The organism is Methylobacterium goesingense, assembly GCF_022179225.1.
GTDB classification, from domain to species: Bacteria; Pseudomonadota; Alphaproteobacteria; order Rhizobiales; family Beijerinckiaceae; genus Methylobacterium; species Methylobacterium goesingense.
In genome coordinates this window covers 25,398-50,329 of record NZ_BPQL01000084.1, presented here as the reverse complement: position 1 = coordinate 50,329, position 24,932 = coordinate 25,398, and the positions used below count along the sequence as shown (strand labels likewise).

At 71.8% G+C, this 24,932-nt stretch carries 22 protein-coding genes; 8 read left to right on the top strand and 14 right to left on the bottom strand.

What is annotated here, in order from left to right; translation table 11 throughout:
* On the bottom strand, positions 1–839 hold an 839-nt coding region (locus tag MFF30_RS15905; RefSeq protein WP_238280374.1), incomplete at its 3' end, for a sensor histidine kinase.
* A gap of 286 nt (positions 840–1,125) precedes the next feature.
* Here MFF30_RS15905 and MFF30_RS15900 point away from each other — a divergent pair.
* Positions 1,126–3,543, top strand: a complete 2,418-nt coding sequence (locus MFF30_RS15900; RefSeq protein ID WP_238280373.1) for a PAS domain S-box protein — start codon at positions 1,126–1,128, stop codon at positions 3,541–3,543.
* Positions 3,544–3,656: 113 nt separating this feature from the next.
* Positions 3,657–3,860: a ribosome modulation factor gene (locus tag MFF30_RS15895; RefSeq protein WP_238280371.1), complete on the top strand. Its 204-nt coding sequence runs from the start codon at positions 3,657–3,659 to the stop codon at positions 3,858–3,860.
* A gap of 32 nt (positions 3,861–3,892) precedes the next feature.
* Here MFF30_RS15895 and MFF30_RS15890 read toward each other — a convergent pair whose 3' ends face one another.
* The 4 genes from MFF30_RS15890 to MFF30_RS15875 form a co-directional block, all read right to left on the bottom strand.
* Complete coding sequence (locus MFF30_RS15890) at positions 3,893–7,360, bottom strand: SbcC/MukB-like Walker B domain-containing protein (protein ID WP_238280370.1); 3,468 nt, start codon at positions 7,358–7,360, stop codon at positions 3,893–3,895.
* 115 nt (positions 7,361–7,475) lie between these two features.
* Positions 7,476–8,111 (bottom strand): DUF4194 domain-containing protein, encoded by a 636-nt coding sequence (locus MFF30_RS15885; protein WP_238280368.1) that lies wholly within the window; start codon positions 8,109–8,111, stop codon positions 7,476–7,478.
* An 88-nt stretch (positions 8,112–8,199) separates the two neighbouring features.
* The gene (locus MFF30_RS15880) at positions 8,200–8,469 is read right to left on the bottom strand and encodes a hypothetical protein (protein WP_238280366.1); all 270 of its coding nucleotides are present in this window, start codon (positions 8,467–8,469) and stop codon (positions 8,200–8,202) included.
* Positions 8,470–8,633: 164 nt separating this feature from the next.
* Positions 8,634–10,031, bottom strand: a complete 1,398-nt coding sequence (locus tag MFF30_RS15875) for a Wadjet anti-phage system protein JetA family protein (RefSeq protein ID WP_238280378.1) — start codon at positions 10,029–10,031, stop codon at positions 8,634–8,636.
* 151 nt (positions 10,032–10,182) lie between these two features.
* Here MFF30_RS15875 and MFF30_RS15870 point away from each other — a divergent pair, with 151 nt between their 5' ends.
* Both MFF30_RS15870 and MFF30_RS15865 read left to right on the top strand, forming a co-directional pair.
* Positions 10,183–10,833 carry a PRC-barrel domain-containing protein gene (locus tag MFF30_RS15870; protein ID WP_238280364.1) on the top strand — a complete coding sequence of 217 codons (651 nt, stop codon included), beginning with the start codon at positions 10,183–10,185 and terminating at the stop codon, positions 10,831–10,833.
* The gene (locus MFF30_RS15865) at positions 10,830–11,096 is read left to right on the top strand and encodes a hypothetical protein (protein ID WP_238280363.1); all 267 of its coding nucleotides are present in this window, start codon (positions 10,830–10,832) and stop codon (positions 11,094–11,096) included. Before MFF30_RS15870 ends, MFF30_RS15865 begins: the two co-directional genes overlap by 4 nt.
* A 24-nt stretch (positions 11,097–11,120) precedes the next feature.
* Here the strand turns inward: MFF30_RS15865 and MFF30_RS15860 are convergent, their stop codons facing one another.
* From MFF30_RS15860 to MFF30_RS15850, 3 genes are read right to left on the bottom strand one after another with little or no spacing between them, the layout of a single operon-like run.
* The gene (locus tag MFF30_RS15860) at positions 11,121–11,963 is read right to left on the bottom strand and encodes an ABC transporter substrate-binding protein (protein WP_238280362.1); all 843 of its coding nucleotides are present in this window, start codon (positions 11,961–11,963) and stop codon (positions 11,121–11,123) included.
* Entirely contained in the window at positions 11,936–12,661 is a 726-nt protein-coding gene (locus MFF30_RS15855) for an ATP-binding cassette domain-containing protein (RefSeq protein WP_238280357.1), read from the bottom strand. Before MFF30_RS15855 ends, MFF30_RS15860 begins: the two co-directional genes overlap by 28 nt.
* The gene (locus tag MFF30_RS15850; protein ID WP_238280351.1) at positions 12,658–13,353 is read right to left on the bottom strand and encodes an ABC transporter permease; all 696 of its coding nucleotides are present in this window, start codon (positions 13,351–13,353) and stop codon (positions 12,658–12,660) included. Before MFF30_RS15850 ends, MFF30_RS15855 begins: the two co-directional genes overlap by 4 nt.
* Positions 13,354–13,426: 73 nt before the next feature.
* Between MFF30_RS15850 and MFF30_RS15845 the strand changes: the two genes are divergently transcribed.
* A complete protein-coding gene (locus MFF30_RS15845) occupies positions 13,427–14,464 on the top strand; it encodes a substrate-binding domain-containing protein (protein WP_238280350.1) in 1,038 nt (345 codons plus the stop codon).
* Here the strand turns inward: MFF30_RS15845 and MFF30_RS15840 are convergent.
* From MFF30_RS15840 to MFF30_RS15825, 4 genes are read right to left on the bottom strand one after another with little or no spacing between them, the layout of a single operon-like run.
* Complete coding sequence (locus MFF30_RS15840; RefSeq protein WP_238280349.1) at positions 14,440–15,693, bottom strand: molybdopterin molybdotransferase MoeA; 1,254 nt, start codon at positions 15,691–15,693, stop codon at positions 14,440–14,442. The two genes, MFF30_RS15845 and MFF30_RS15840, sit on opposite strands and share 25 nt — an antisense overlap.
* Positions 15,681–16,244: a molybdopterin-guanine dinucleotide biosynthesis protein B gene (gene mobB, locus MFF30_RS15835; protein WP_238280348.1), complete on the bottom strand. Its 564-nt coding sequence runs from the start codon at positions 16,242–16,244 to the stop codon at positions 15,681–15,683. The genes MFF30_RS15840 and mobB overlap by 13 nt, the downstream gene beginning before the upstream one ends.
* Positions 16,241–18,211: a molybdopterin biosynthesis protein gene (locus tag MFF30_RS15830; protein ID WP_238280347.1), complete on the bottom strand. Its 1,971-nt coding sequence runs from the start codon at positions 18,209–18,211 to the stop codon at positions 16,241–16,243. Before MFF30_RS15830 ends, mobB begins: the two co-directional genes overlap by 4 nt.
* A complete protein-coding gene (locus MFF30_RS15825; protein ID WP_238280346.1) occupies positions 18,208–19,356 on the bottom strand; it encodes a molybdopterin-binding protein in 1,149 nt (382 codons plus the stop codon). The genes MFF30_RS15830 and MFF30_RS15825 overlap by 4 nt, the downstream gene beginning before the upstream one ends.
* Positions 19,357–19,517: 161 nt before the next feature.
* Between MFF30_RS15825 and MFF30_RS15820 the strand changes: the two genes are divergently transcribed.
* Positions 19,518–20,816, top strand: coding sequence for a c-type cytochrome (locus tag MFF30_RS15820; protein ID WP_238280345.1), 1,299 nt, complete (start codon positions 19,518–19,520; stop codon positions 20,814–20,816).
* Between the two features lie 6 nt (positions 20,817–20,822).
* On the opposite strand, the gene MFF30_RS15815 is transcribed toward MFF30_RS15820, so the two are convergent.
* Positions 20,823–21,329 (bottom strand): GNAT family N-acetyltransferase, encoded by a 507-nt coding sequence (locus MFF30_RS15815; protein WP_238280344.1) that lies wholly within the window; start codon positions 21,327–21,329, stop codon positions 20,823–20,825.
* Positions 21,330–21,345: 16 nt separating this feature from the next.
* Positions 21,346–23,331 (bottom strand): 4Fe-4S binding protein, encoded by a 1,986-nt coding sequence (locus MFF30_RS15810; RefSeq protein ID WP_238280343.1) that lies wholly within the window; start codon positions 23,329–23,331, stop codon positions 21,346–21,348.
* 289 nt (positions 23,332–23,620) lie between these two features.
* Here MFF30_RS15810 and MFF30_RS15805 point away from each other — a divergent pair, with 289 nt between their 5' ends.
* The gene (locus MFF30_RS15805; protein ID WP_238280342.1) at positions 23,621–24,364 is read left to right on the top strand and encodes a biotin/lipoate--protein ligase family protein; all 744 of its coding nucleotides are present in this window, start codon (positions 23,621–23,623) and stop codon (positions 24,362–24,364) included.
* Positions 24,361–24,930: a DUF6505 family protein gene (locus MFF30_RS15800; protein WP_238280341.1), complete on the top strand. Its 570-nt coding sequence runs from the start codon at positions 24,361–24,363 to the stop codon at positions 24,928–24,930. The genes MFF30_RS15805 and MFF30_RS15800 overlap by 4 nt, the downstream gene beginning before the upstream one ends.
* The last annotated feature ends 2 nt before the right edge of the window (positions 24,931–24,932 follow it).

Sequence of the window (24,932 nt, the reverse complement as noted above, 5' to 3'; positions counted from 1 at the left end):
TCCGGGACCGAGAGGGCGCCGTACTTGGCCGCGTTGGTCATGAGTTCGTGCAGCGCCAGGGCGAGGGTCACGGCAACCTTGGGATGAAGGCGTGTATCGGGGCCGACGAGGTCGAACCGGGCGGTATCGATTTCCGCGAGCGCGTGCGGCGCCAGGGCGCTCTCAACGACGCTGCGCAGGCCGGCGCTCTCCCAGTTCTCTGCGGTCAGTACGTTGTGGGTGTTGGACAGCGCGACCGTGCGGGCATCGAACATCGCGCGCGCGGCCTGGTCGGTCCGGCCCCGGAAGGTCTGCGCGGCGATGGACTGGACCGTCGCCAGGGTGTTCTTCACGCGGTGGTTGAGCTCGTTCGTCAGGAGGCGCTGGCGCTCGGCCGCCGCCTTCTCCTCGGTGATGTCGCGTACCTCGATGATGGTGCCGATGATCTTGGCACCATCGTCGCGGATCGGGCTGGCGGTGAAGCCGACCGGGTAGAAGTGCCCGTCCTTGTGAACGAACACTTCCTCACCCCGTTCCTGGTTATTCTCGGGGAAGGCCCGGTCGATGGCGCATTCGTGCAGGGGGAACGGCCGCCCATCCGGATAGGTGTGGTGCACGATGTCGTGGAGCGGGCAGTCCCGCGCGAGGACTTCGGTGAGGCTGAATCCCGTCAGCAGCTCCGCGGCCCGGTTCATGTAGACGCAGTGCTGGCGGTCATCCATCAGGAAGATCGCCACGGAAGCGTTGTTCAGGACCGCGTTCAGGCGTCGCTCGGTCTCGTGCAGCTGCGAGCCGCGACGCAACGTCGGAAGGGTCGTGGTGGTGGTGTCATACGACGCGATCGGTCCACGGCTCGGCACGAGGGACGTATTCTCCAAAGCCCCCCGACGCGACGGCCCGGGCATTTCATCGATCGGCAACTCAGAGCGCAATCCATGGTCCACGGAATGGTTCCGTGTCGAGGGGGCGGGCCGCGTGGCCCCCGGCATCCACAACCCCTTCGTGCGACGGCGCGCTTCGAACCGGGCTTCCACGACCCCTCGGCCTGATCGACGGACTGGCCGACGTGGGTTAAAGCGCTCGACGTGGACGCGGAGACCGGCCCGCCACCCGGAGCCTGACGCCGAGCGGATCGAACGGGAGCCCATGCACGACGCGCTGGAGCAGCTTCGCCGGAGGGAACGGGAGCTGGAGGCGGAGGTCCTGCGCCTGCGCGCGGAGCGTGATGCCAGCGTACGGGCGCCCGATCCGGGCCAGCGCACGTCGGCGGCCGGGTCGGATCTGCTCTTCACGGCAGCGGAGAAGACCCGCATGCCGATGATCATCACCGACCCGCACCAGCCCGACAATCCGATCGTCTTCGCCAACCGCGCGTTCCAGGACCTCTGCGGCTACGGTGCCGACGAACTCCTCGGCCGCAACTGCCGCTTCCTTCAGGGGGCCCGAACCGATCCGGCCGAGGTGGCGCGGGTCCGCGACGCCATCGCGGCACGGCGCGACGTCGTCGTCGAGATCGTCAACTATCACCGGGACGGGACGCCCTTCCGGAACGAGCTCTACATCAGCCCCGTCTACGCACCGGACGGACAGCTGCGCTACTTCTTCGGCAGCCAGCTCGACGTGACGCGTTTCCGGACCGAGGAGGGCAAGCTCGCCGAGAGCGAGGCGCGCTACCGGACCTTGTTCGACGCCATCGATGCCGGATTCTGCATCGTGGAGATGCGCTTCGATTCCGCCGGACGTGCCGTCGATTACCGCTTCCTCGAAGTGAACCCCGCCTTCGAGCGCCAGGCGGGCCTCGGCGAGGTGGTCGGGCGCTGGGTGAGCGAGGTGATCCCCGGCCTCGAACCCCGCTGGCTCGACACCTATGGTGCGGTCGCCCTCACCGGGCAGCCGGCGCGGTTCGAGAGCGGCGCCGTCGCCCTCGGGCGCTGGTTCGACGTGCACGCCCTGCGCGTGGGCGAGCCGGTGCAGCACCGCGTCGCCATCCTGTTCAACGACATCACCGAGCGGCGCGAGGCCGAGACCTTGCTGCGCACCACGGCGCGCGAACGGACCACGGAGCGTGATCTGGTCTGGCGCGCGAGCCGCGACCTCCTCGTGATCTGCGGTTACGACGGCATCTACCGGGCCGTGAACCCGGCCTGGACCGAGATGCTGGGCTGGCCCGCCGAGCGGCTGACGGACGCGCATTTCGAGGACTTCCTCCATCCCGAGGACCTCGACGCCGCGAGCGCGGCCGTCGGACGCCTGAGCGAAGGCAACATCCTCGACAACCTCGATGTCCGCGTGAAGACCGTGGACGGCGACGTGCGCTGGATCTCCTGGAACGCAATTCCGCAGGGCGACCACTTCTACGCCGCCGGGCGCGACGTCACGGAGCGCAAGGCCCTGGAGGATCAGCTGCGCCAGTCCCAGAAACTGGAGGCGGTGGGCCAGCTCACCGGCGGCGTCGCGCACGACTTCAACAACCTGCTGACCGTCATCAAGTCGTCTACCGACCTCCTGAAACGGCCCGACCTGCCCGAGGAGCGCCGCCAGCGTTACATCGGCGCGATCTCCGACACCGTCTCGCGGGCCGCCAAACTCACGGGCCAGCTTCTCGCCTTCGCCCGGCGTCAGGCCCTGACCCCGGAGGTCTTCGACGTCGCCCGAAGCGTCGCCTCCGTGGCCGACATGGTGGGCACGCTGACCGGCGCCCGCATCCGGGTCGAGACCGACGTCGATCCGGGCCGCGCGCCGGACGGAACTCCCCTGACCTGCCTCGTCGATGCCGACCCGAGCCAATTCGACACCGCGCTGGTAAACATGGTCGTCAACGCCCGCGACGCCATGGACGGCGAGGGCCGCCTCTCCATCCGGGTCCGGCGGACGCTCACCATCCCGGCGGTGCGGGCGCATCCACGCATGCGCGGCGACTTCGTGGCGGTGTCGGTCTCCGATACCGGTTCGGGCATCGCCCCGGAGGTGCTGGAGCGGATCTTCGAGCCGTTCTTCACCACCAAGCGCGTCGGGCAGGGTACGGGTCTCGGTCTGAGCCAGGTCTTCGGATTCGCGAAGCAATCGGGGGGCGAGGTCCTGGTCGAGAGCGCCCTGGACCGCGGCACCACCTTCACGCTCTACCTGCCGCGGGTCGCCGGCACCGCCGCGCCGCACGAGCCCCTGCCCGAGCCGGCCGAACTCGCCGATGGGCACGGCACCCGGGTCCTGGTGGTGGAGGACAACCTGGAGGTCGGCGCCTTCGCGACACAGGCGCTGCAGGAACTCGGCTACGTGACCCGATGGGTGACCGACGCGGAGCAGGCCCTCGACGCCCTGCGCGGGACGGCCGGGACCGTCGATATCGTCTTCTCGGACGTGGTGATGCCGGGCATGAACGGGATCGATCTCGGCCAGGCCATCCGTCGTGAATGGCCGGCGCTGCCGGTGGTGCTGGCCTCCGGCTACAGCCACGTCATCGCCGAGCAGGGCACGCATGGCTTCGAATTGCTGCGCAAGCCCTACTCGGTCGAAGACCTCTCCCGCATTCTCCGGCGTGCGGTCGCGCAAGCCGCGGCATCGTGACCGTCCGTCCCCGCCGCGGTTGAACCCGGGCTCGTTCGCTCGTGTTGGAAGTGCAACGTGCCGACGGCGGTCATCGGACCACGCATCACGCGGCACGAGAGGGAGTCACCGACATGAGCGAAGGCGCCACCGCGAGCGACAGCCCCTTCATCAAGGGCCGCAACGCGCGCCTCTACGGCAAGCAGCCGGACAACAACCCCTACGCGGAGGGTAGCGAAGACCACCAAGCCTGGGCGCAGGCCTACGACGAAGCGGCGGACGACCGGCAGGAACAGGACAGCGGCATCGTCGACCCCCAGGCTTCCGCCAGAACCTGATCGGTGGAACCGAAGAAACGCTGCCGCCGCGCTCAGGCGGCCGCACCCGGCCGGCGGAACCCCTCGATGCCCTGGCGTTCCGGGTTGATGGCCGCAAGGGCCCGCTTGGCCGCCTCCAGCGGGTGCTCGGCCTCGATGCGCACGGAGGTCAGGTCCGGGTTCTTGTAGACGGTGACGATGGTGTCCATCACCTCGGTAAGCGTGGTGCGCTTGTCCTCCGGGGCGGCGATGAGGAGTTGCAGGCCCCAGGCCTGATAGAGGTCGACGAGGGCCTGCGAGTTGCGCACGTCGAGCTTCGAGAAGGCCTCGTCGAGGAGGCAGAGGCCGAGCCCCGGATTCTCGTCGCCCGGCCGGTCGCCCGGATAGTAGGCGGAGGCGAGCGACGCCGCGATCGCCACGTAGAACGGTGCCTGGGCCTCGCCGCCGGAGCCCCTGAGAGCCCGGTTCGACATGGTCGTGCGGTTACCCGCCCGGTCGCGCATGCCGATCTCGTAGACGAAGTAGTTGCGGTAATCGGCCAGCCGCGCCGCACTCTCGTCGCCGCCGATCAGGGCGGTGATCTCCGCGATGGCGTCGGCGAGCGGGCCCTCCAGCGGGGTGTTCTCGCCCGAGGCGCCCTCCCCCGGCAGGATCGCCTGCGCGGCGTCCGGCGAGCGCGCGACTTCGAGGGCGAGCGCGTGGACGGCCGCATAGCGCCGGTCCACCTCCGCCTCGAAGGCGTAGGTCTGGCCGGTGAAGGTCTGGGTCGACAGGCGCTCGTTGAGGGCGTCGAGGCGGGCGCGCACGCGTTCGAACTTGTCCGCCAGCCGGGTCAGCAGGTCCTCGATCATCAGGCGGCGCATCTCGCCCTCCGCCCGCAGGGCCTGATCGCGGTAGCGGCGCAACTCGTGTCCGGCCACCTCGTCATGGGCACGCTTCGCCCAGGCATAGCCGAACGAGGCCGGGGCGTCGCCGTTGCCCAGGGGATTCTCGATGCGCCACTGCACGCAGTACTCGGCCAGATCCCGCTCGGCGGCGCGCCCCTGGGTGCGGGCGGTCTCCATCGCCTCGCGCGCGGCGGCGCGAGAGACTTGAGCGAGGTTCGCCAGGGTCTTGGGCTCGAGTTCGGCGCGCTTCACCCGCAGCATTGCGACGGTGCGGGGGTCGAAGCCCTCGGGCTGCACGAGCCGGATGCGGACGGTGTCGCCGCCGATCCAGCGGGCATGCGCGCTCCGGCGCGCCTGGAGCGCGGCCCGCGCGAGATCGCGGGTGGCGGAGACCTTGGCCTTCAGTCCCGCCTCCTCGCCGAGCAACAGGTCGCGCTTGGGCTCGAGGACCTGGACCAGCTCGGTGAGGTAGGCGGAGCGTTCCTTGGCGAGCTCCTTCAGCTCGCCCTCCAGCACGCCGGTCTCGGCCTTCTCGACATGCTCGCGCTCGGTCGCGAGGCTCCGGCGCCGGCCCTCGATCGCGTCGGACTCCGCCCGCAATTCGGCCAGGTCGAGCGAGGTCGCCGCCATGCGGCTCTCCAGACCGGCGGCGATGCGGGCGGCCTCGCGCAGCACGTCGGCCTCGGCGCGCAGGCGCCGGGCTTCGGCGACCGCCTGCTCCCAGTCCTGCCGGCTCTCGGCCGTGGGGCCGCGCTGGCCCCGCGTCATCATCAGCTGGACGGGGCGCACCACCGAGTAGGCCATGCCGGAGGTCGAGCGCCCGCTCGGGGCCACGGCCCGGCTCATATGGGCGAGCGCCGCGTCGTTCGGGGCGAGATCGAAGCCGCCGAGGCGTGCGCCGAGGAAGGCCTGGGCGTGCGGATCGCGCGTCTCGATCAGGGCCAGCGGACCCTCATCGTCGCGGCCGCCGCGACGGCGCGCGGTGTCGGTCGTCTTCACGAGGATGCAGCGGTAGAACTGACTGCGTCGCGCCTCCAGATGCGCGAAGGCGGCATTGAGCCGGTCGGGCTCGACGACCAGGGCCTCGCGCGCGGCCCCCAGCAGGCCTTCGAGGGCCGGTCCCCAAGTCGGATCGACGATTTCGGCGAGTTCGCAGATCGGCGTCGCGTCGATCCCGAGGCGGGCGAGTTCGTCCCGGAACGCCGCGACGTCCGAGGACAGGCGTGGCGCGCTGGGCGTGCGCCCGCCGGGGGCCGGCGCGCGGGACTGCGCCGCGTTCTCCTGCGCCCGGGCACGCAAAGCCGCGTCCTCGGCCGCGCGCTCCAAGGGCGTGGCGATCGCAGGTGCGGCCGCGAGACCGGCGAGCAGGCCGTTCAGGGGGCCGTCGGAGCGCAAGGTCTCCTCCGGATTAGCCTCGCGGCGCAGGCCCGAGCGGGCACAGGCCTCCACCAGCCGGGCGGCCTCGGGTGAAACGCGCCGGATCTCGCCCGCCACCGCCGTGAGCTTGCCGGCGTCGAGAACGATCCCGACGAGGTCGGCGACGCGGGTGGCCAGATCCCGCCGGTCGCGGGCCACCATGGCGAGGCCGGCATTGGAGGCGGCAAGCCGCCCCTCCGCCGCCGAGCCGGCGATCAGCGCCTTCTTGGTGGCGATCTCGCCATCGATCTCGCGTACGAAGCCCTGGCTGGTCGCCACGCTCTCGCGGGCGATGCGCAGGCGCTCGGCGACATCCTTGAGGGCGTGGCGCGCGCCGATATGGTCGATGACGCGCCGGCGCAGATCGGCGTCGGCGGCCCGAAGCTCATGCAGCGTGGCCGACAGGCTAGCCTCGGCCCAGGTCTCGTAGCGCCCGAGGATGCGGGCGAGATGGGCGAGGCGCCGTTCCAGTTCCTCGATGGTCTCGCGCAGGCGGCGCCAGTTCTCCACCGACTGGCGGATGCGCGCCACGTCGAGGGGTTCGGGCTCGAGCACAAAGGAGCGCACGAAGGCCGAGGAATCGAAGATCGGCTTGAACGCCACCGCGTTCGAGAAAGTGCGCAGAAAGTGGCGCGGCTCCGGCACCGCCGATCCCTCGCGCAGGAGTCCGAGCAACTCGGCCGTGAAGCGTTCGCCCGAGGCGCGGAACTCGTCGAAGGTGGTGCCGCGGGTGCGCAGATCCTTGGCGATCTCCGCCCAGGGCGCCACGAAACTGCCGGCTGGCGCCTCCCGCACGTAGTCGGCGATCTCGAAGCGGTGACCGACATGGACGAACCGCGAGAGCGTAGTCTCGCGGCTTTCCTCCGCGCGCGCCGCGAGGGCAAGCCCGGACGAGACCACGCGCCCCGTCTTTTCGTTCTCGAAGACGAGGACGATCAGGCTCTCGCAGGCCTCCCGGGTGGGTCGGCCGCCCTCGGCGGGGTCGCTGATCCAGCCGAGGCAGTAATCGCGCACGGTGCGGGCGCTGCGCCCGGAGGCCGACGCGTTCAGGGCCAACCGGCTCGCGTTGTTGCCGGCCAGCACGGTGCCGACCGCGTCGAAGATGGTCGACTTGCCAGCGCCCGTCGGGCCCACCAGGGCAGCCGCACCCCGGATCCGAATCTGCTCGCGGCGGATCAGGTACCAGTTGGACAGGACGATGTCGGTGAGGCGGTACACGGCGGCTCTGGTCTGATCCCGGTTCGGCGTCGAAGCGACACCGCATGGACGCCCCGGGGCCTGGATGCAAGTCGCGTCCGGTCCGGGGCTGGGGACCGGGGGCGGCGCGACGCTTTCAGAACGCCTCCTCGCCCCGCGCGGCGCCCCAGGACCGGACCTGGTCCATCCAGGTGTCCGGCGACAGCACGGTGATGCCCGGCAGGACCATCAGGGGCGTGATCTTCTCGACCTTGTCGCGCTCGCCGAGACGCAGCGCACCCTTGCGGGCGAACAGGCGCAGGATGTCGATCAGGCGCTGCTCGTCGGGCGGATCGCTGCGGGTCGCCGTGCGGATCGATTCGGCGATGTCGTCGGTGGTGCACTCGACGACGCCCTCCGTGGTGACCTGGTGGGCCCGCAGGCCCTCCTCGTAGGCCAGCCGCAGCGAGAGCAACACGAGGGTCTCGTCCTTGCGCAAGCGCTCACCCTGGGCATCGTGACGGATTCCGTCGAGGGGTACGCGCAGGCACACCATCTGGTCGCGGTGCGCCACCTCGAAGCGGTACCCGAGGCAGCCGAAATAGGCTTGGAAGAACGGCGCGTAGTGCCGGGCGAGCTCGTAGGAGCGGCCGATCCCGGGGGTTCCGGCATAGACGCACTGGCTCTTGAGCAGCACCTGCAGCGCGCGGGTCAGCTCCTCCTCCGAGGGCGCGCGGGCGCCGGGCGGCGGCGGCTCCTCACCGTCCACGATGGCGCGAAAGGGTTCGAGCATGGCGGGTCCCGATTGAGCCGGCGCGGGCGCGGCCCGCATGAAGGCTCCGGTCTCTACCCGGCGAACCCGCGCGGCGCCAACCCGGGTCTCAGGCGGCCGCGGCGGGCTGGGCTCGGAACAGCGACAGACAGGCCGTGTCGCGGTGCATGCTCAGGATCGAGGCCCGGTCGAGGGAGGGGTTGGCGGCCAGGACCCGCTGAACCTCCGCCACGATGGCGTCGTAGCGGGACGCGTCGAAGTTCGGCTCCAGGGGACTGACCGCGATGTAGGTCTCGACCACGAGGACGCGCTCGCAACGCTCCCGGCCGACCTCGGCGGCGATCCAGGCATTCTTGATCAGGCATTTGCCGGCATTCATGGGGGTACGCTCCCGTGCCTTCCGCAGCGTGTCTGGCGGAGAGCAGAGGATGAACCCACCCCACGAATTTGCAAGGGTTCTATTCCATGCTGCGGCGCGAAGACTTGACTGCACTGCGAAGACTTTGATCTAACGCTGATTCATGAAGGTCGGTCGGGGCCGGATCAGCACGCGCCGGTGCCGGCCCGTTCCACCAGGAAATCGGGGCAATCCAGCCAGCCGTTGGCGACGCGGCCATCGACCCGCGAGAGGCGATACCGGCGCCGCAGGCTGCCGTCGAAAAGCACGTCGATCTCGCGCAGGCGCTGAAAGACCACGAAGTCGTCTACGTCGGCTATGCGGATCTGCGAGCCCCGGATCGCACGCCCCCGCCCGATCTGCGCCTCGATGAAATCGACCATCCGCTCGGGCGTCACCGCCACCCGCAGGCGGAACGCATCCTTGGCGGCGATGAAGGCTTCGATGGCCGGGTCGAGTTCGAATTCCGGCAGGGGTTCGCTCTCGATCGGCGGCCGGCGCAGGCGCGGGGCATAGCAATGCGGCTCGCCGATGGGCGGGCGCAGGAGCGAGATCTGGGGGGCCGGCAGGCCCGCGAGGTCGTCATCCGCCGACGCCACCGCGCGCAGGGCGGCGGCGGTGCGCTCGATCCGGTCGGAATCGCGGTGGTCGAGAGTGCGCAGCGCTGCCGCGATCCGCCGCTCCAGGCGGGCCACGATATCGGCCACCACGTCGAGATGCCGATCGAGCCCCTCGAAGATCGACAGGATCTCGGCGAGATCGGCGCGGACCGCGCGCTCGGACGCCTCCATGGTGGGGGCGCGGCCCTCGCGCAGACCGGCCTCGGCGAGCGACCGCAGGGTCAGCGAATCGCGTAAGGCCCGCCCGGCTTCGCGCACGATGCCGGAGCGGAACCGGAAGGGATTGAGACGCGTGTGCAGAGTCCGGTAGTCGCTCACGAGGTGGCGCGCGACGAACTCCTCGAAATAGAGCCGGAAGGCGGCGCCGTGGTCCGCCTCGCGCAGGATGCGCTCCTCGCTCTTGCGCATCGCCCCCGCGAGGCTGCGCAGGTGGCTGAGGAAGGCGCGCGCCGACTTGGCCGCATTGACCAGCGCCTCGGAGCGCTCGGCCGGGTTGGCGATGGCGCTCTCCAGGCTGCCCAGCACGTCGAGGACGGCACCGCCGTAGGAGCGCGTCTCGCCCCGGTTCAGTCGCGCCAGCTCCTCCACCAGGAGGCGGGCCTCGGGGTCGAACTCCACCACGGGGACGTAGCGCTCGCGCCGTTCCACCAGCCAGCCCGCGTCGAACAGGCGGCGGTAGACCACGGAGCGGCGCTCCGCCGGGTCCGCCGGGTCCGCCGGGGTCGCGTCGTCGTCCGCGATCTCGCTGGCCGCGTAATCGGCCGCGAAGTCGCCGATCGCCGCCAGGACATCGCTCTTGCGCAGGGGCTCGGCGGTGTCGCCGAAGATCCGCGCGTGGAGATGCAGCAGCAGGGCCGCGTTGAAGGCGCGGCTCGGCGAGGCCAGGGGCTTGAAGAGGTCTTCGGAGAGGCAGTTGAACAGCATGGCGTTGGCGGGGACGATCGCCACGGCGGGGCGCGCGAGTCAAATCGCGATGGGGACGGCGATCCGGGCGCGCGATGGACCTCGCCGCGCGGGCGTGCGTTGTCCCCCCGCCCACCGTGCGTCGCGCGGCGCGTCGTTACGGAGTTTCCCCATGTTCAGCCGCCTGCCCACAGCAGCGCTCGGCGCGTCCTTCCTGGCCGCGACCACCCTCCTTGGCGGACTTCCCGCCCTGGCCCAGGCGACGGCCGAGGCCCCAGGCCAGACGCTCGCCAATCCGGCGCCGGGGTCGCTCCGGGGCTCGAAGGTCATCGGCTTGCCCGTGATCGGCATGGACCATGTCCGGGTCGGCTCCGTCGAAGACCTCCTGCTGGCCAGCGACGGGCGGATCGCCGCCGTGGTGATCGGCGTCGGCGGTTTCCTGGGGATCGGCGAGAAGCTCGTGGCCGTGCCCTTCGATCAGGTCGCCTGGAACCTGAAGGACGTCCCGCTCACCTCCGGGCCGACCTCGGTGACGACGCCCGAGACGGCGCCCAGCAAGGCGGCCGCCGCCAAGGTCACGCCCGAGACCATGCCGGGGGCCGACACCAGCCGCGACGTGCTCGGCGCGGTCGAGGACATGCATGCCGGCAAGGTCGGCGACACGACCGGATCGACGGCGGGCGCGACGGTACCGAAGACGGAGCCGGCGACGGTCATGGCCGGCGGGACACCGGTGCACGCGGAGGTCCGCATGACGAAGGCGCAGCTCACGGCGGCCCCCGCCTTCAGCTACGACGCCGCCGCGCGGAAGGCCGAGAAGTGAGCGCGGCGCGGGCAGGTCTCACAAGGAGGCGGGCAAGCACCTTCGCGGGTGCCGCCCTGTTTTCGCTCGCCACGCTGGGCCAGGCGCTGGCCCAGCAGATGAATCCGGCCCCGCCGATCCGCGAGTCTGGCTCGCCCGGCTCGAACTCCGCGGCCGCCAACGCGGCGGCGACGGATTTCAACTGGATCTGGGCCAGCCTCGTGGTGGCGATCTTGGTCTTCGCGGTCTGGTACATGGTCCGGCGCCGGCAATCGCGCCGGTAGCCGGCGCGGCGCTACTTCGCTGCGCTACTTGCCGGCGCTGGGGAAGAACAGTTGCTCGCCGCCGATCTTGTAGCTCGCGATGGCCGCCTGTCCCTCGGGGGAGACGAGCCAGTCGATGAAGGCCTGGCCTTCCTTGGCCTTCACGGTCGGGTGCTTCCCGGGGTTCACCAGCATGACGCCGTAGGGGTTGAATAGGCGCTTGTCGCCCTCGACCACGATCCCGAGTTCGCCCCGGTTCTTGAACGAGAGCCAGGTGCCACGATCGGCCAGGATGTAGGCGTTCAGAGCCGAGGCGGCGTTGAGGGCCGGCCCCATGCCCTGGCCGACGTCGCGGTACCAGTCGCCCTTGGCGGCGGCGAGATCGACGCCAGCCTCCTTCCAGGTCCGCAACTCGGCGCTGTGCGTGCCGGAGCGGTCGCCGCGCGAGACGAAGGGCGCCTTGGCGGTGCCGAGCTTGGCGAAGGCCGCCACGACGTCGTGACCCTTCACACCGGCTGGATCGGACTTCGGTCCGACAAGGACGAAGTCGTTGTACATCACGTCCTGCCGCTTCGTGGCGAAACCCTCACTCAGGAACTTCTCCTCGGCCGGGCGGTCATGCACCAACACCACGTCGGCATCGCCCCGCCGAGCCGCGTCGAGGGCTTGGCCCGTGCCGAGGGCCACGACCTTCACGGCGATGCCGCTCTTGGCCTCGAACAAGGGCAGCAGGTGCTTGAAGAGGCCCGACTGCTCGGTGGAGGTCGTGGAGGCCACCACGATGGAGGCGGGTTCCGCGCGGAGCACTGCTGCGGAGCCGACGGCGCCGAGCAGGCCGAGGGCGGCGGCGAGACCGCGAGCTACGAGACGGCGGCGAAGGAGGTCCAAGGCAGTTCTCCGGCGATGTAGGCCCGGGTCTCGGGCCTCTGGGGGGCGGTGAGGATGGCGCGGGCCGGGCCATGCTCGACGGCGCGGCCCTGCGCGAGCACGAGCACGTCGGCGGCGAGCCGCATGACCTGTCCGAGATTGTGCGAGACCAGCACGACCTTCGTGCCGCGCGCGGCCATCTCGGCCAGCAGCGCTTCCACGAGTTCGGTGACGGCGGGGTCGAGGTTGGCCGTGGGCTCGTCCGCCAGGAGAAGGCCCGGCTCCACCGCCCAGGCGCGGGCGAGTGCCAGGCGCTGCTGCTCGCCACCTGAGAAGCGCGTCGCCGGATCCCCGGCCCGATCAGCGAGTCCGACGCGTGCCAGTGCCGCGCGGGCGCGGGCCTCGCGCTCGGCGCGGCTGAGACGCAGGGGCGCCAGGGCCAGGGCGACGTTGGCGAGAGCGCTCGCCCGTACCAAGGCTGGACGCTGGAACACGAAGGCGCGCCGCACGGGCGCGGAGGCGACGATCCGAACCCGCCCGCGGGTCGGGGCGATCAGACCGTCGATGATCCGGAGCGTGATGCTCTTACCGGCGCCGTTCGGACCAATGAGGGCGGTGATGCCGGTGGCCGGAATCATGGCGGTCAGCCCGTCGAGAATCGTCGTGCCGTTGCGGCACAGAACGAGGTCTTCGAGGTGCAGGCTCGGCATCGCGTTCACCCGAAGGCCCGCACGGCGTATCCGCGAAGGAGGGCGGCCGCCCCGTTCACCGCGATGACGATGCCCATCAGTACGAGGCCGAGGGCGAGGGCGAGGCTGAGGTCTCCCTTCTGGGTCTCCAGGGAGATGGCCGTGGTCATGGTCCGGGTGTGGCCGTCGATGTTGCCGCCGACCACCAGCACGGCGCCGATCTCCGAGATCGCCCGTCCGAAAGCGGCGAGCGCCGTCGTCACGAGGGAGAAGCGGGTGTCGTGGATCAGGGCCAGCGCCCGGCGCGGCGCCGAGAGCCCGAGGGAACGCAACTGCTCACCGAGATGGGCCTCCGAATCGGCGATCACCTGCCGGGTCAGGGCGGCGATCAGGGGCGTCGCCAGCACGGCCTGCGCCGCCACCATCGCGGTCGGCGTGAACAGCAGGCCGAAGCTCCCGAACGGTCCGGACCGTGACAGGAGCAGGTACAGCACCAGCCCGACGATGACGGGGGGCAGGCCCATGAAGGCGTTCAGGAGCCCGACCACGCCGCCGCGCCCCGGAAAGGCCGCGACCGCGAGGAACGCGCCCGCCGGAACGCCCAGGGCGAGGCCGATACCAACAGCGCTCATGCTGACGCGCAGGGACAGCCACGCGATGGCGAGCACGTCGCGGTCGAGGGTCGCGAGGCGCAGGAACGTGTCGTCGAGCGTTTGGAGCATCGTCTTCGGGCTGCGGGGACCGCGCTTCGATGATATGTCCGCCTATGAAAGATCAATAGGAAAGGCGTTTCCGATGCGAGTCAGCCTGCGCGTCGAGGGCGAGGCGGACGGGCTGGCGCTGGGCCCAGCCTTCGCCCTCCTGGATGCCGTCGCGGGGGCGCCCTCCCTGCTCGCTGCCGCCCGGACCCTCGGGATCTCGTATCGCTCCGCCTGGAGCCGGCTCGCCGCGATCGAGGCGGCGCTGGGGCGCCCGGTCGCGATCAAGACGAAGGGGCACGGCACGGCATTGACGCCCTACGGCGTGGCGTTGCACGCGAGTCTCGCGGCGACCTTCCGCCGACTTGGACCGACCCTGGCCGCAGAGGAAATCCGCCTAGCCGACGCACTACGTGCGCTCCGGTTGGAAGCGCCGACGCGGATGCGGATCGCGGCGAGCCACGACCCTCTGCTGCTCGGCGCGGTGACGGACCGGCCCGGGATCGAACTTGCGGTGGCGGGCAGTCTCGACGCACTGGCGCTGTTGCGGGCGGGGAGCGCGGACGCGGCGGGGTTTCATTACGGGGCGCGTGGCGTTCCCCCCGTGCCGCTCGACGCGGTGTTTGCCGATACCGGCCTCGTCGTCCGCCCCCTGTTCGACCGGGAGCAGGGCTTCATGCTGCCGCCCGCCAACCCAAGCGGCGTCTCGTCCGTCACCGACATCGCGCGCCTGCGCCTGCGTTTCGTCAATCGGCAGCGCGGGGCGGGCACGCGAATCTGGTTCGCCCGGCTCTGCGCGGAGGCGGGTCTCCGGCCGGAGGATGTCCTGGGGGCGCAGACCGAGGAATTCACCCATCAGGCCGTGGCCGCCCTGATCGCCACGGGGGCCGCCGACGTGGGCATGGGCACCCCGGCGGTCGCGCAGCGCTTCGGCCTCGCCTTCCACTCGGTGGGGTGGGAAACCTATTTCCTGGCGATCCGGGCGGATTTTCCGGGCTTGGCGCGGTCGGAGCCGCCGGACACCCTCGACCTCTTCCTCGCCGCGATCGCGCAAGCCGCTGCGACGACGCTCGGCTACGCGAACCCATCGTCGTCCTACCCAGGGTCGTCCTACCAAAGCGTGGTGTGCGGGTAGAAGGTCAGGATGTCGCCCGGCGCCACCGCCGTGACCGCATCGGCGAGTTCGACGAGGCCGTCGCTCTCGGTCAGCGAGCTGAGCACCCCGGCCCCCTCGCGGGGATACTTCGAGGCCTCCAGCACGGCGTCGGTGGCGAGTGCGACGCTGGCGCGGACGAATTCCCGGCGCCCCGCCTTCTTCTTGTAGGCGAACGCCGCTCGCACCGGCTGGCCGAGGGGCGCAACCGCGCTCGCTCCCCCGAGGCGCGCGAGGAGCGGACGCACCACGAACAGCAGCGTCACGTAAGCGGCACCCGGGTTGCCCGGCAATCCCACGAAGGGCGTCCCCGCCACCAGCCCCATGGCGACGGGGCGCCCGGGCTTGATCGCCAGGCGCCAGAACATCAGAGAGCCCCGCGCCTCGACGGCGGCCTTGACGTGGTCCTCCTCGCCCGTCGAGACGCCGCCGGAGGTCAGGATGAGGTCATGATCCCGGGCGGCGGCCGCGATGCGGTCTGCCAGGGCGGCCGGCTCGTCGCGCAGGATACCGAGGTCGGTGACGCTGACCCCGAAGCGGTTCAGCAGCGTCGCGAGCATCACCCGGTTGGAATCATGGATCGCTCCGGGCCCGAGGGGACGGCCCGGTTCGGTGAGCTCGTCACCCGTGGAGAACAGGGCGACGCGCAGCCGCGTCCGCACCGGCAGCCGATCATGCCCCGCGGCGGCGGCGAGCGCGATGTCCTGTGGCCGCAGGCGGCGACCGGCGGGGATCGCAATCGCACCCGTGGCAATGTCTTCGCCGGCCGCGCGGGCATTCGCGCCGCGCTTCAGCCCGGCCGGCAGCACGACAGTCTCGCCCTCGCGCCGGACATCCTCCTGCATGAAAACGGTGTCGGCCCCCGCGGGCATCGGCGCGCCCGTGAAGATGCGGATCGCCCCCGCATGTGCCCCCCGGCCTTCGGGGGATGCCCCGGCGGCGAGCCGTCCGACCACGGGCAGCGCGCTCTCGCCCTCCGCCGACAACGCGGCGTGGCGCACGGCGTAGCCGTCGACCGCCGAATTGGCGAAGGGCGGTACGTCGTGCAGCGCCGGCACGTCCTCGGCCGCGATGCGTCCATCGGCGTCCCCGAGGGACACCCACTCGGTGCCCGCCAGGACGGGAAGGCGTTCGCCGATCAGCGCCACGGCCTCCTCGATGCGCATGAGCGCACCGCCGAAGGCGAAGCAATCGTCGGTCAGCTGGGCCATCGTCCCTCCAGGCGCGCCAGCGCCGTCTCCAATGGCTCCGCCAGGGTCAGCACGAGGTCGGCGATGACATCGACGGCGTCGAGATCGACCACCGGGACGCGCGCGTCCGGATGCGGCCGGTCGCTCGCCACCGCGACGATGCGGAGATCGTCCGGATGCAACGGCGGTTTGCCGTTGGCGACGCGATGGACCTCGAGCTTGGCATGCGCCTCCCGCTTGAAGCCCTCGACAACGACGAGGTCGCATGGCGCGAGGCGGCGCAGGAGGTCGGGCAGGCGCGCCTCCACTTCGTCACCGACCTCGTGAATCTGGACCCAGCGCCGGGACGAGGAGACAATGACCTCGCACGCTCCCGCCGCCCGGTGAACGTAGGAATCCTTGCCCGGCTGGTCGACGTCGAAGGCGTGGTGCGCGTGCTTGACGGTGGCGACGCGCAGGCCGCGCGCGGTCAGGGCCGGAATCAGCCGGGCCAGCAGGGTCGTCTTGCCTGCCCCGCTCCAGCCGGCGAGCCCGATGACGCGGGCGGGATTGTCGAGGTGCGCCGGGTTCATGCGCTGCCCGCCGGCGCGAAGCCGGCCTCCGCGAGTAGCCGCCGGGACTCGGGCTCGTCCAGGAGGTCGAGGAAAGCGGCCAGGGCCGGGCGCTCCCGGTCCGCGATCCGGTAGGCGAAATCGTAGCGCTCGTCGGTGAGCGGCAGGAAGCCGAGCCCGTAGGCCCGCGCCACCGTGGCGATGGCGACACCCCAATCCGCTCGGCCTTGCGCGACCGCAGCCGCCACGGCGTTGTGGGAGCGCGGCTGGTTGAAGAAGCCGGGAGGCCGCGCACCCGCGAGGAGACCGTCGACCAGGGCCCGGGTTCCCGAACCCGTATTGCGGTTGACCATCACGGCATCCGGATCGGCGCGGATCACGCCGACCGCCTCGGCGGCAGGGCGGCCCTCGAAGCGGACATCGCCCGTGCGGTGGACGATACCCTGGCGGCGGCCCCAGCCGGGCGCCAGCGCCATGCCCTCCCTCAGAAGAGGCTCGTTGTAGCGGCCGGTCTCGGGATCGAGAAGGTGCATGGCAGCAAGATCGCACTCGCCCCGTGCCAGGGCGGCGAGGCCTCCGGCGGAGCCGACCCAGAGGGTCCGGGCCCGGTAGCCGCGCTCGGCCAGGCGCCCTACCATACGGTCGAGGCCGACGCAGTGGCTGCCGATGATGGTGAGGTCGGGTGGCCGCACCCCCGCCCCGAGCCGCGTCACCGCGACGGTCTCGCCCGCCTCCAGGCCGGGGCGCGCCGCCGGCACCGCGAAGAAGCCATCGGCCTGCGAGAAGGCCGTGACGGAGCCGGAGCCCTTCGGCAGCGGGAGTGCGACGAGGCCGGCCTTGGTCTGTCCCAAGGAAGCCATCACGAATTCGGTGCGGCCCTGCTCGGAGGCGACACGCTGCGGTAGGGTCGCCTCCACGTGGGTCTCCTCGCGTGGCGGCAAGCCCGCCAGGGCGCGGATCAGCGGAACCACCACGTCGTGGAAGGTGAACATCGCCGAAGTCGGAAAGCCGGGCAGCACCACGATCGGCGTGCCATCCGCAACTGCGAGGCAGAGGGGCTTGCCGGGCTTCAGGGCGACGCCGTGCACGACGATGCCGGGTTGGCCAAGGCGCTGGAGGATGCGGTGCGAGACGTCGCCAGCCCCCTTCGAGGTCCCCCCGGAGAGCACCACGAGGTCGCTCGCGGCCATCGCGGCGCGCAATGCGGATTCGAGGGCGGCCTCCTCGTCGCGGACGATGCCGAAGGGAATGGCCCTGCCGCCATTTTCGGTGACGGAGGCGCACACGATGGGGCCGTTGGAATCGTAGATCGCACCCGGAGGCAGGGCCGCGCCGGGAGGCGCAAGCTCGTCGCCGGTGGACAGCACCGCCACGCGCGGGCGGCGCACGACCGCGACGGTGTCGAGGCCGCAGGCGGCCAGCATGCCGATCTCGCGGGCCGTGATGGGGACACCCCGGCGCAGCACCGTCTCGCCGGCCGCCATGTCGGCCCCGGCATAGCCGATGAACTGTCCCGGCCGTGCCGCCTGGACGATTTCGACCGACCGGGTCGGCGCGTCGAATTCGGTGCGTTCCACCATGACGACCGCATCGGCCCCGCGCGGGATCATGCCCCCGGTGGCGATCGGCGTCGCGGTCCCGGCGGCCACGGCAAGCGCCGGGGCAACGCCGCAGGCCAGGATCTCGGCGTTCAGCGTGAGCGCGCGGGGCTGGCCGTCGCGGGCACCCTCCGTATCGGCGGCACGCAGGGCGAAGCCGTCGACCAGGGCCCGGTCGAAGGGCGGCACGTCGATGGGCGAGGCGACGTCGCGGGCGAGCACCCGGCCGAGGGCCTCGGCGAGCGGAATCGTTTCGTCACCGAGCGCGACGTGCGGTACTGCCGCGCGGAAGCGGGCATGCGCCTCTTCGCGGCTGACCACGTTGAGGAATTGCTCCTGTCGCGCCGCCTGGGCGAGCCGCGTGGCGAAGTCGTCCCCGGCGATGCTCATAGGGGCAGTACCGCCACCGGTGTCCCGGCGGGATGGCCCTCGGAGTCCGGTGCCAGGAGGAGGGCGGCATCGGCCGCGGTCAACCGGCTCAGGGGCAACTCCTGTCCGCCGAGGGGGAGCAGCCCGTCGGCCTCGCGGCGCGCGAAGACGATCTCGCTGAGACCGATCGTAGAGGTGACTTTGCGCAGGAGCGGCGCATGTGCCGGAACCGGGGACGTTGCACCGGTCAGCGCCCGGATCAGCGGACGCCCGAGGGCGAGGAAGGCCGCGAGGGCCGCATCCGGCCGGCCGGGGAGGAGCAGGACCGGATGCTCGCCGACGCGCCCGAACCCCGCCGTCTCGCCGGGCCGCAGGGCGATGCCGTGGGCCTCGACGCTGCCCGCACGGGCCAGGCCAGCCGCGGCGTGATCGTTTCGCCCGAAGCCGGTGCCGCCGAGAACCAAGGTCGCGTCGGCTACGTCTGCCGTGAGCGCGTCCGCGATCGCCTCCGGGTCGGCGCCGGCGCGCACCACCTCCGTCACGACGGCGCCTTCCGCCTCGATCAGCGCGGCGATGAACGGCGACAGCGTGTCCCGCTCCACCGTGGCGGCGGCGACCAGCCGAAGGTGGGGCACGCGGACCGGGACCGCCGCGATGCCGGCCGCCTCGAGGGCGAGCCGGTGGAGCGGCGTGATCCGCGTGCCCGCCGCGACCAGACAGTCGCCGGAGCCGATCTCGTCGCCGACGGATCGCAGGCCCGTGCCCGCCGCCGCATCGTCGATGACGTCGCGTCCCGCGACCGCCTCGAACGCCAGCACCGCGTCGGTGTCCCCGGGCATCGCCGAGCCGGCATCGACCCAGGCGGGCGCGCGCGGCGGCAGCACAGGTGCGTAGGGCGATGCCCCGAGAACGTCGTCGGCCCGCACCGCCCAGCCGTCGCGTAGCGCGATGGCGTGCTGCGGCTCGTCCCGCGCGGCGCGGATATCGCTCCCGGCGATCCGGCCGACCGCTTCACGCGGCGAGACCAGGCGGATCGCCAGGGGCACGAAAGGACCCACCATCAGGGCCAAGGCGTCGGCGAGCGGGATCAGGGCCGCCGATGCCGTGCGCCGCAGGCCGGTCTCGGGAACGTGTTTCTCGGCCGCGATGCGGGCAGGAACGATCATGCGCTGAGCGATGCGCCATCGCCGGTCCGGGATCAAGCACCCTCGCCGCCGACCGCGTCACCGGGTCTCGCCGGTGGCCGGGCGACACCTGCGTCAGGGATCGATTAGGGTTCGCCCGCGCGGGACGATCCGCGTCAAACGCGTTCGGCCGGGGAGATTCGATGTCCGCGAGGCGATGGGGGCCGATCGTCGGCATCGCGATCCTGCTCGGCCTCGGCGCCTCTGCCGACGCGCAGATGCGAGGGCATGGCGGCCCCGTGCGGGCGCTCGCCGTGGCGGCGGGCGGTACGCTCGCGATCTCCGGTGGCTTCGATCAGGCCGCGATCCTGTGGGGCATCGAGACCGGAACGGCCCTGACGGTGCTGCGCTTCCACGACGGGGCGGTGAACGCGGTGGCCGCCCTCCCCGATGGCCGCTTCGCCACCGCTTCGGAGGATGGCCGCATCGCCCTCTGGCGCGCTGGCCAGCCGGAGCCGGAGCGGGTCTTTTCCGAGCATGCCGGTCCGGTCTCGGCCCTGGCGCTGGCGCCAGACGGCCTCGCCCTGGCCTCGTCCTCGTGGGACGGCACGGTCCGCATCCGCGCCCTGTCGGGCGGTCCTGCGCGGGTCCTCGCGGGGCACCACGGCAACGTCAACGCGGTGGCGTTCCTGCCCGATGGGCGCGCGGTCTCGGCGGGCTACGACGCCACCGTGCGAGTCTGGCCGTTAGCGGATGATGCCGGTGCCGTCCCCGTTTTGTTCACCCTGCCCACGGTGCTGAACGCCCTGGCGGTGACGCAGGACGGCGAGATTGCGGCGGCGGGGGGCGATGCCGTCGTCCGGCTGCTGCGGCCCGATGGCCGCGTTCGGGCGGAGATCGATGTCGGACCGAACCCGGTCATCGCGCTCGCGCCCTCCCCGGACGGCACCCGCATCGCCGCCGCCTCGGCCGGGGGCGCCGTGACGGTGATCGACCGCGCGGCGGGCACGGTCCTGACCCGCCTCGTCGGGCCCGGCCTGCCGGTCTGGTCCGTCGCTTGGCGTCCGGAGGGAGGCGAACTCCTGACCGGCGGCGGCGATCGCCTGATCCGTCGCTGGGACGCACGAACCGGCGCGCCGATCGGCCCCCTGGCGATGCCGCGTCCCGCCGATGCCCTGGCGGCCTATCACGGCGACCGGGGTGCGGAGGTCTTCCGCGCCTGCGTCGCCTGCCACGCCCTGCGCCCAGAGGATGGCCCTCGCGCCGGCCCGTCGCTCGCGGGCATCATCGGCCGACGCATCGCCACGGCGCCGGACTACCGCTACTCGGACGCCCTCAAGGGCATGGACATCGTCTGGGACGCGCGCACCATCGCGCGGCTGTTCGAGGTCGGCCCCGCGCGGTACACGCCCGGCACCCGGATGCCGGAGCAAACCATTACCAGCGCCGAGGACCGCGAGGCTCTGGTCCGGTTCCTGGAGCGGGCGACGGCGGCACCCTGAGGCGTTTTAAACCGGCATCACCATGTAGCGGGCGCCGGCCCCGTAGCTCGCGAGCTTTACCGCCAGGGCCAGCTCGACATCGGTGTGCATAAAGCCCCGTCTCCACCAAAATTCTGCCGACGCGTTCACAGCCACGAGGGCGATGGTGCCAGCGCCCGCCATGCGCGCCCGCGCGACGAGCAGCGCGAGGCCGGCGCGCGCGTGCCCGGCGCCGCAGAAGTCGGGATGAACTCCGAGATCGTGCAGGTAGATCGCATCCCCCGACCCACGCAGCCCGTCGAGGGGCCGGTTCAGGGCAGGAATGCGGCCGAGGGGCCACGGATAGGCGATCGCGTAGCCGCCGATGTTGCTCTCCGCGTCCGCCAGGGTCAGGCAGAGGTCGCCCCCGAGCGCCAGCCGCTCGGCGAAGCGCGCGACGTCTTCCGGGTGGTCGGGGAACAGCGCCGTGGCGAGGTGGTGGATACCGGGCAGATCCTCCGACCGCATGCTCCGCCAGTGCGGGGCGCCGATCATGCGCGGTGCGTTCGCCTCACTGCGGACCGCGCTCGCGCAGGTAATCCTCCGTCGTGCGGGGTTTGTCGCGTTCGGGGCCGGCATGGGGATCGAAGCCCTGGTTCACGGCGACCTCGACGCGGCAATCCTCGCACATCATCAGGGCGCGGACACGGGCCTCGCCGGCCGGACCCGTGAACATCCAGTGCCGGTCACGCAGCTTCTCGACCACGCGCTCGATGGTGCTGCGGGTGCCGAAGGGCTTGGCGCAGGTGATACAGGCGAAGGGCTCTTCTTCCTTCACCACTCGGCGCGGCGCCTTCCAGGCCTCGAAGTCCACACCGGGCATCAGGTCGATCACGTTCTCCGGACAGGTGTTGGCGCAGAGGCCGCACTGAACGCAGAGGCTCTCCTCGAAGCCGAGGAAGGGCCGCTCGGCGCTGTCCGAGAGCGCGTGGGTCGGGCAGGCGCCGACGCAGGCCAGGCAGAGCGTGCAATCCTCGGTGCGGAAGTTCAGTCCGCCGAACGGCGCGCCGGCACCGAGGGCGATCCGGGGCACCGGCAAGGGGGCGGCCGCGTGCATCTCGTTGAAGGCGAAGCGCAGCACCTCGCGCTTGGCCCCCACCGGCATGAACCGGGCGGGCGCCCGGGCGGGTGTTCCGGGCGCGGCCTCGGACAGGGCTGCCGCCAGGGCGTCCGGGTCGTCGGTCTCGATGATCGATACCACCGGGGCGCCTGCCGGGCCGCCGTAGCCGAGGCCCTGGGCCAGGAGGTCGCCCAAAGCCACGACCCGCTGCAGACTCTCGAGGTCGTGCTTCGGTCGGGCGCGCGCCAGAAGGCGGACGCCGGTCGCCCCGTAGGCGAGGAGCGCCGCGAAGGTCTCGGGCCCGAGTTGGGTGATCTCGTTGACGCGCACCGGCAGCACATCGGCAGGCAGGCCGTCGCCGTGGCGGGCCAGCGCGTCGATCAGCGGTTCACCGTGGTCGCCGTCGTGGAACAGCACCGTGGGCGCGCGGCCCCCGGCCGCACCGTAGGCGAGCATCAGGGTGCGCAGGCGCCGCATCAGGGCGTCGGCCGGGGGCAGCGCGTAGGCCGCCGCTCCGGTCGGGCAGACGGAAGCACAGTTGCCGCAGCCGGCGCAGATGTAAGGATCGATCGCCACGGTGTCGCCGGCCGGCGCGATGGCGCCGGTGGGACAGACCTCGAGGCAGCGGGTACAGCCGGTGATCCGCGAGCGGGAATGGGCGCAGAGGTCGGCGTGGAAGTCGACGAAGCGCGTCTTGTCGAAGGTGCCGACGAGGTGGGAGGCCTGGCCGACCACTCGCTCGACGGCGGCCGGGTCGCGCGGGTCGGCGCGCAAGTAGCCGAGCCGGACCTCGTGGGCCGGAAACAGCGCCGTGCCGCCGGTCAGATCGATGAGGATGTCGCAGGTGGAGGTGGCGCCGCTGCGGCCGGCGCCGAATTCCAGGTGGGTGCGCGAAGACGGAGCGGGCAGCGCGTAATCGTCGATGCGCAGGTCGAAGGCCCCGAGGCGGCCCTTCGCGCCCGCGATGGTGCCCCTCACCACGGGGAAGTCGTTGCGCTGCGGCGGCTCCACCGCTTCGGGCCGGGTGAGCAGCACGGTCACATCGAGGTGCTCGGCGAGGCGCCGCCCGGCCTCGATGGCGGTGGCGTCGCGACCGTAGATCAGCGCCACGCCCTGGCTCTCGATCGCCACCGTGGCGGCATCCGGCAGCGGCTCCGCACAGGCGGCAAGCAGGGCCGCCATCTTCGGGCCGGCGGCCTTGGCCTGACTCGACCAGCCGGCGGTCTCGCGGATCTTGGCGTAGCTGACCCGATCCTCGGCTCCGAGTTCGGCGGCGACCTCGTCGAAGAGCGGGGCCTGCAAGGTGCAGGAGATCGTGACCGGCGCGCCGGTGCCGAGCGCCTCGCGGACCCGGTCCAGTTCACGCCCGCAGAGCTGGTCGGCGGTCTTCAACCGGCCCCCGCAGCCGCGCCCGATGACCTCGGCATCGAGCGGCATCGTCCTCTCGCAGGAACAGGCGAACACGATACGGTCGGACACGCGGGAAACCTTGCGTTCGGGGGAAACATGCGGCGCGGGCGGAGGGCCCTTCGCAGGATCGTCGGTCTCTTATATAGACTCGAAACGTTCAAAACGACGATCCGACACACCGGCGCAGCCCGCGTGCCAATCGCGGGACACCGATGACGCCCATCTTGCCGCGCCGCCTGTCCATTGCGGCGCATGCTTTCCCGGAACATGTGCGTGCGACGGACCCGTGACCCTTTCGAGCCCTGATCTGCGCCGCATGCCCTCTCCCTCGATCGAGGCCGCCACCTTCCTGCCCGTGCTGCCGCCCGCCTTCGGCCTCCGGGTGCTCCCATCGCCAGCCGATGCCTTCACGGAGGCCGTGCGCCTCGCGCGGTGCGAGGGATCGGAGGCCGCCGGCACGCTGATCGTTGTCGCGCGCGCCGACGTGCTCGACTTCGCGGTTGTGTTGGCGCCCGAGGAGGCCCTGGTCTCGGCGCGGCGCGCGTTCCTCGCCGGAATGGTGGCGTTCGCCGACGCGGTCGGGGCGCATGGCCCGCCCGAGATGCCCCTCACCTTCCGCTGGCCCGATACCCTGGTGTTCGACGGGGCCCGTCTCGGCGGCGGCCGGCTCGCCGCGCCGGACGCCTGCGCCGAGGACGCGGTGCCCGAATGGCTGGTCTTTTCCGGCATGCTGATCCTGTCGAAAGCGGCGGCGGGCGATCCCGGCCTGACGCCGGACTCGACCGCCCTCGACGAGGAGGGCTTTCCCGCCGGCATCGCGGTGCCGCTCGTCGAGAGCTTCGCCCGCAACCTCATCCGGGCCTTCGACGGCTGGTCGGAGGCCGGATTCGGCGATCTGGCCGGGCGCTACCTCGCCCATCTGCCGGTGCCGCAGGGCGTGGCCGCGCGGATCGACCCGGGCGGCGACGTGATTCTGAACGACGTGGAGCGCTGGCCGCTGGCGCCGCTCCTGGCCGAGCCGGCCTGGCGCGACCCCGAGACCGGGACGGTGCGGCTGTGAGCGCTCTCAGGCTGCCGCGCACCTTGCGCCTCGATCCCTCCGACACCTTCGTGTTCGCGCACCCGGCGGAGCCCGGCGAGTGGGCGGTGACGGGCTCGTTCCTGTTCTGGGACGCGGACCTCGCGGCGTTGGAGGGCAAGGCCCGGGCGGCGTTCCGCGCTGGCTTCGTCGGGGTCGCCTCCCTCGGGTTCTCGACGCTGGTGGTGGTGAGCGAGGCCAGCGAGGCGGAGCGGGACGCGGCCGTGGAGGATCTCGCCCGGCACATCCACGAGCGCCTCGGCGCCCCGGACCGCGAAGCCGCACGGGCTGCGGCACACGAGGAGGTCGCCTTCGCCGCCTCGCTCTGCAACCTGCCCGTCGGCAGCGTCGTGGCGATGCACCGCACCGTGCGGGACGGGGAGATCGCGGAAGCCTTCCGCACCCTGCATCAGCGCGATCCCGCCCTGCCGGGAGCCGACCGCCTGCACGCCCATGCCCGTGCCTTCCAGTTCATCGAGACCGATGAGGAGGAGCCCGAGGAGCGGGCGGACCTGATCGGCCTCGCGCGCACCCGACCGGAAACCTGAGC

Excerpts from the sequence above, each read along its gene's own strand:
- MFF30_RS15900 (WP_238280373.1), top strand. The coding sequence starts at position 1,126 with ATGCACGACGCGCTGGAGCAGCTTCGCCGGAGGGAACGGGAGCTGGAG.
- MFF30_RS15895 (WP_238280371.1), top strand. The coding sequence starts at position 3,657 with ATGAGCGAAGGCGCCACCGCGAGCGACAGCCCCTTCATCAAGGGCCGC.
- MFF30_RS15885 (WP_238280368.1), bottom strand. The coding sequence starts at position 8,111 with ATGCTCGAACCCTTTCGCGCCATCGTGGACGGTGAGGAGCCGCCGCCG.
- MFF30_RS15880 (WP_238280366.1), bottom strand. The coding sequence starts at position 8,469 with ATGAATGCCGGCAAATGCCTGATCAAGAATGCCTGGATCGCCGCCGAG.
- MFF30_RS15875 (WP_238280378.1), bottom strand. The coding sequence starts at position 10,031 with ATGCTGTTCAACTGCCTCTCCGAAGACCTCTTCAAGCCCCTGGCCTCG.
- MFF30_RS15870 (WP_238280364.1), top strand. The coding sequence starts at position 10,183 with ATGTTCAGCCGCCTGCCCACAGCAGCGCTCGGCGCGTCCTTCCTGGCC.
- MFF30_RS15850 (WP_238280351.1), bottom strand. The coding sequence starts at position 13,353 with ATGCTCCAAACGCTCGACGACACGTTCCTGCGCCTCGCGACCCTCGAC.
- MFF30_RS15845 (WP_238280350.1), top strand. The coding sequence starts at position 13,427 with ATGCGAGTCAGCCTGCGCGTCGAGGGCGAGGCGGACGGGCTGGCGCTG.
- MFF30_RS15840 (WP_238280349.1), bottom strand. The coding sequence starts at position 15,693 with ATGGCCCAGCTGACCGACGATTGCTTCGCCTTCGGCGGTGCGCTCATG.
- mobB (WP_238280348.1), bottom strand. The coding sequence starts at position 16,244 with ATGAACCCGGCGCACCTCGACAATCCCGCCCGCGTCATCGGGCTCGCC.
- MFF30_RS15830 (WP_238280347.1), bottom strand. The coding sequence starts at position 18,211 with ATGAGCATCGCCGGGGACGACTTCGCCACGCGGCTCGCCCAGGCGGCG.
- MFF30_RS15825 (WP_238280346.1), bottom strand. The coding sequence starts at position 19,356 with ATGATCGTTCCTGCCCGCATCGCGGCCGAGAAACACGTTCCCGAGACC.
- MFF30_RS15820 (WP_238280345.1), top strand. The coding sequence starts at position 19,518 with ATGTCCGCGAGGCGATGGGGGCCGATCGTCGGCATCGCGATCCTGCTC.
- MFF30_RS15815 (WP_238280344.1), bottom strand. The coding sequence starts at position 21,329 with ATGATCGGCGCCCCGCACTGGCGGAGCATGCGGTCGGAGGATCTGCCC.
- MFF30_RS15810 (WP_238280343.1), bottom strand. The coding sequence starts at position 23,331 with ATGCCGCTCGATGCCGAGGTCATCGGGCGCGGCTGCGGGGGCCGGTTG.
- MFF30_RS15805 (WP_238280342.1), top strand. The coding sequence starts at position 23,621 with ATGCCCTCTCCCTCGATCGAGGCCGCCACCTTCCTGCCCGTGCTGCCG.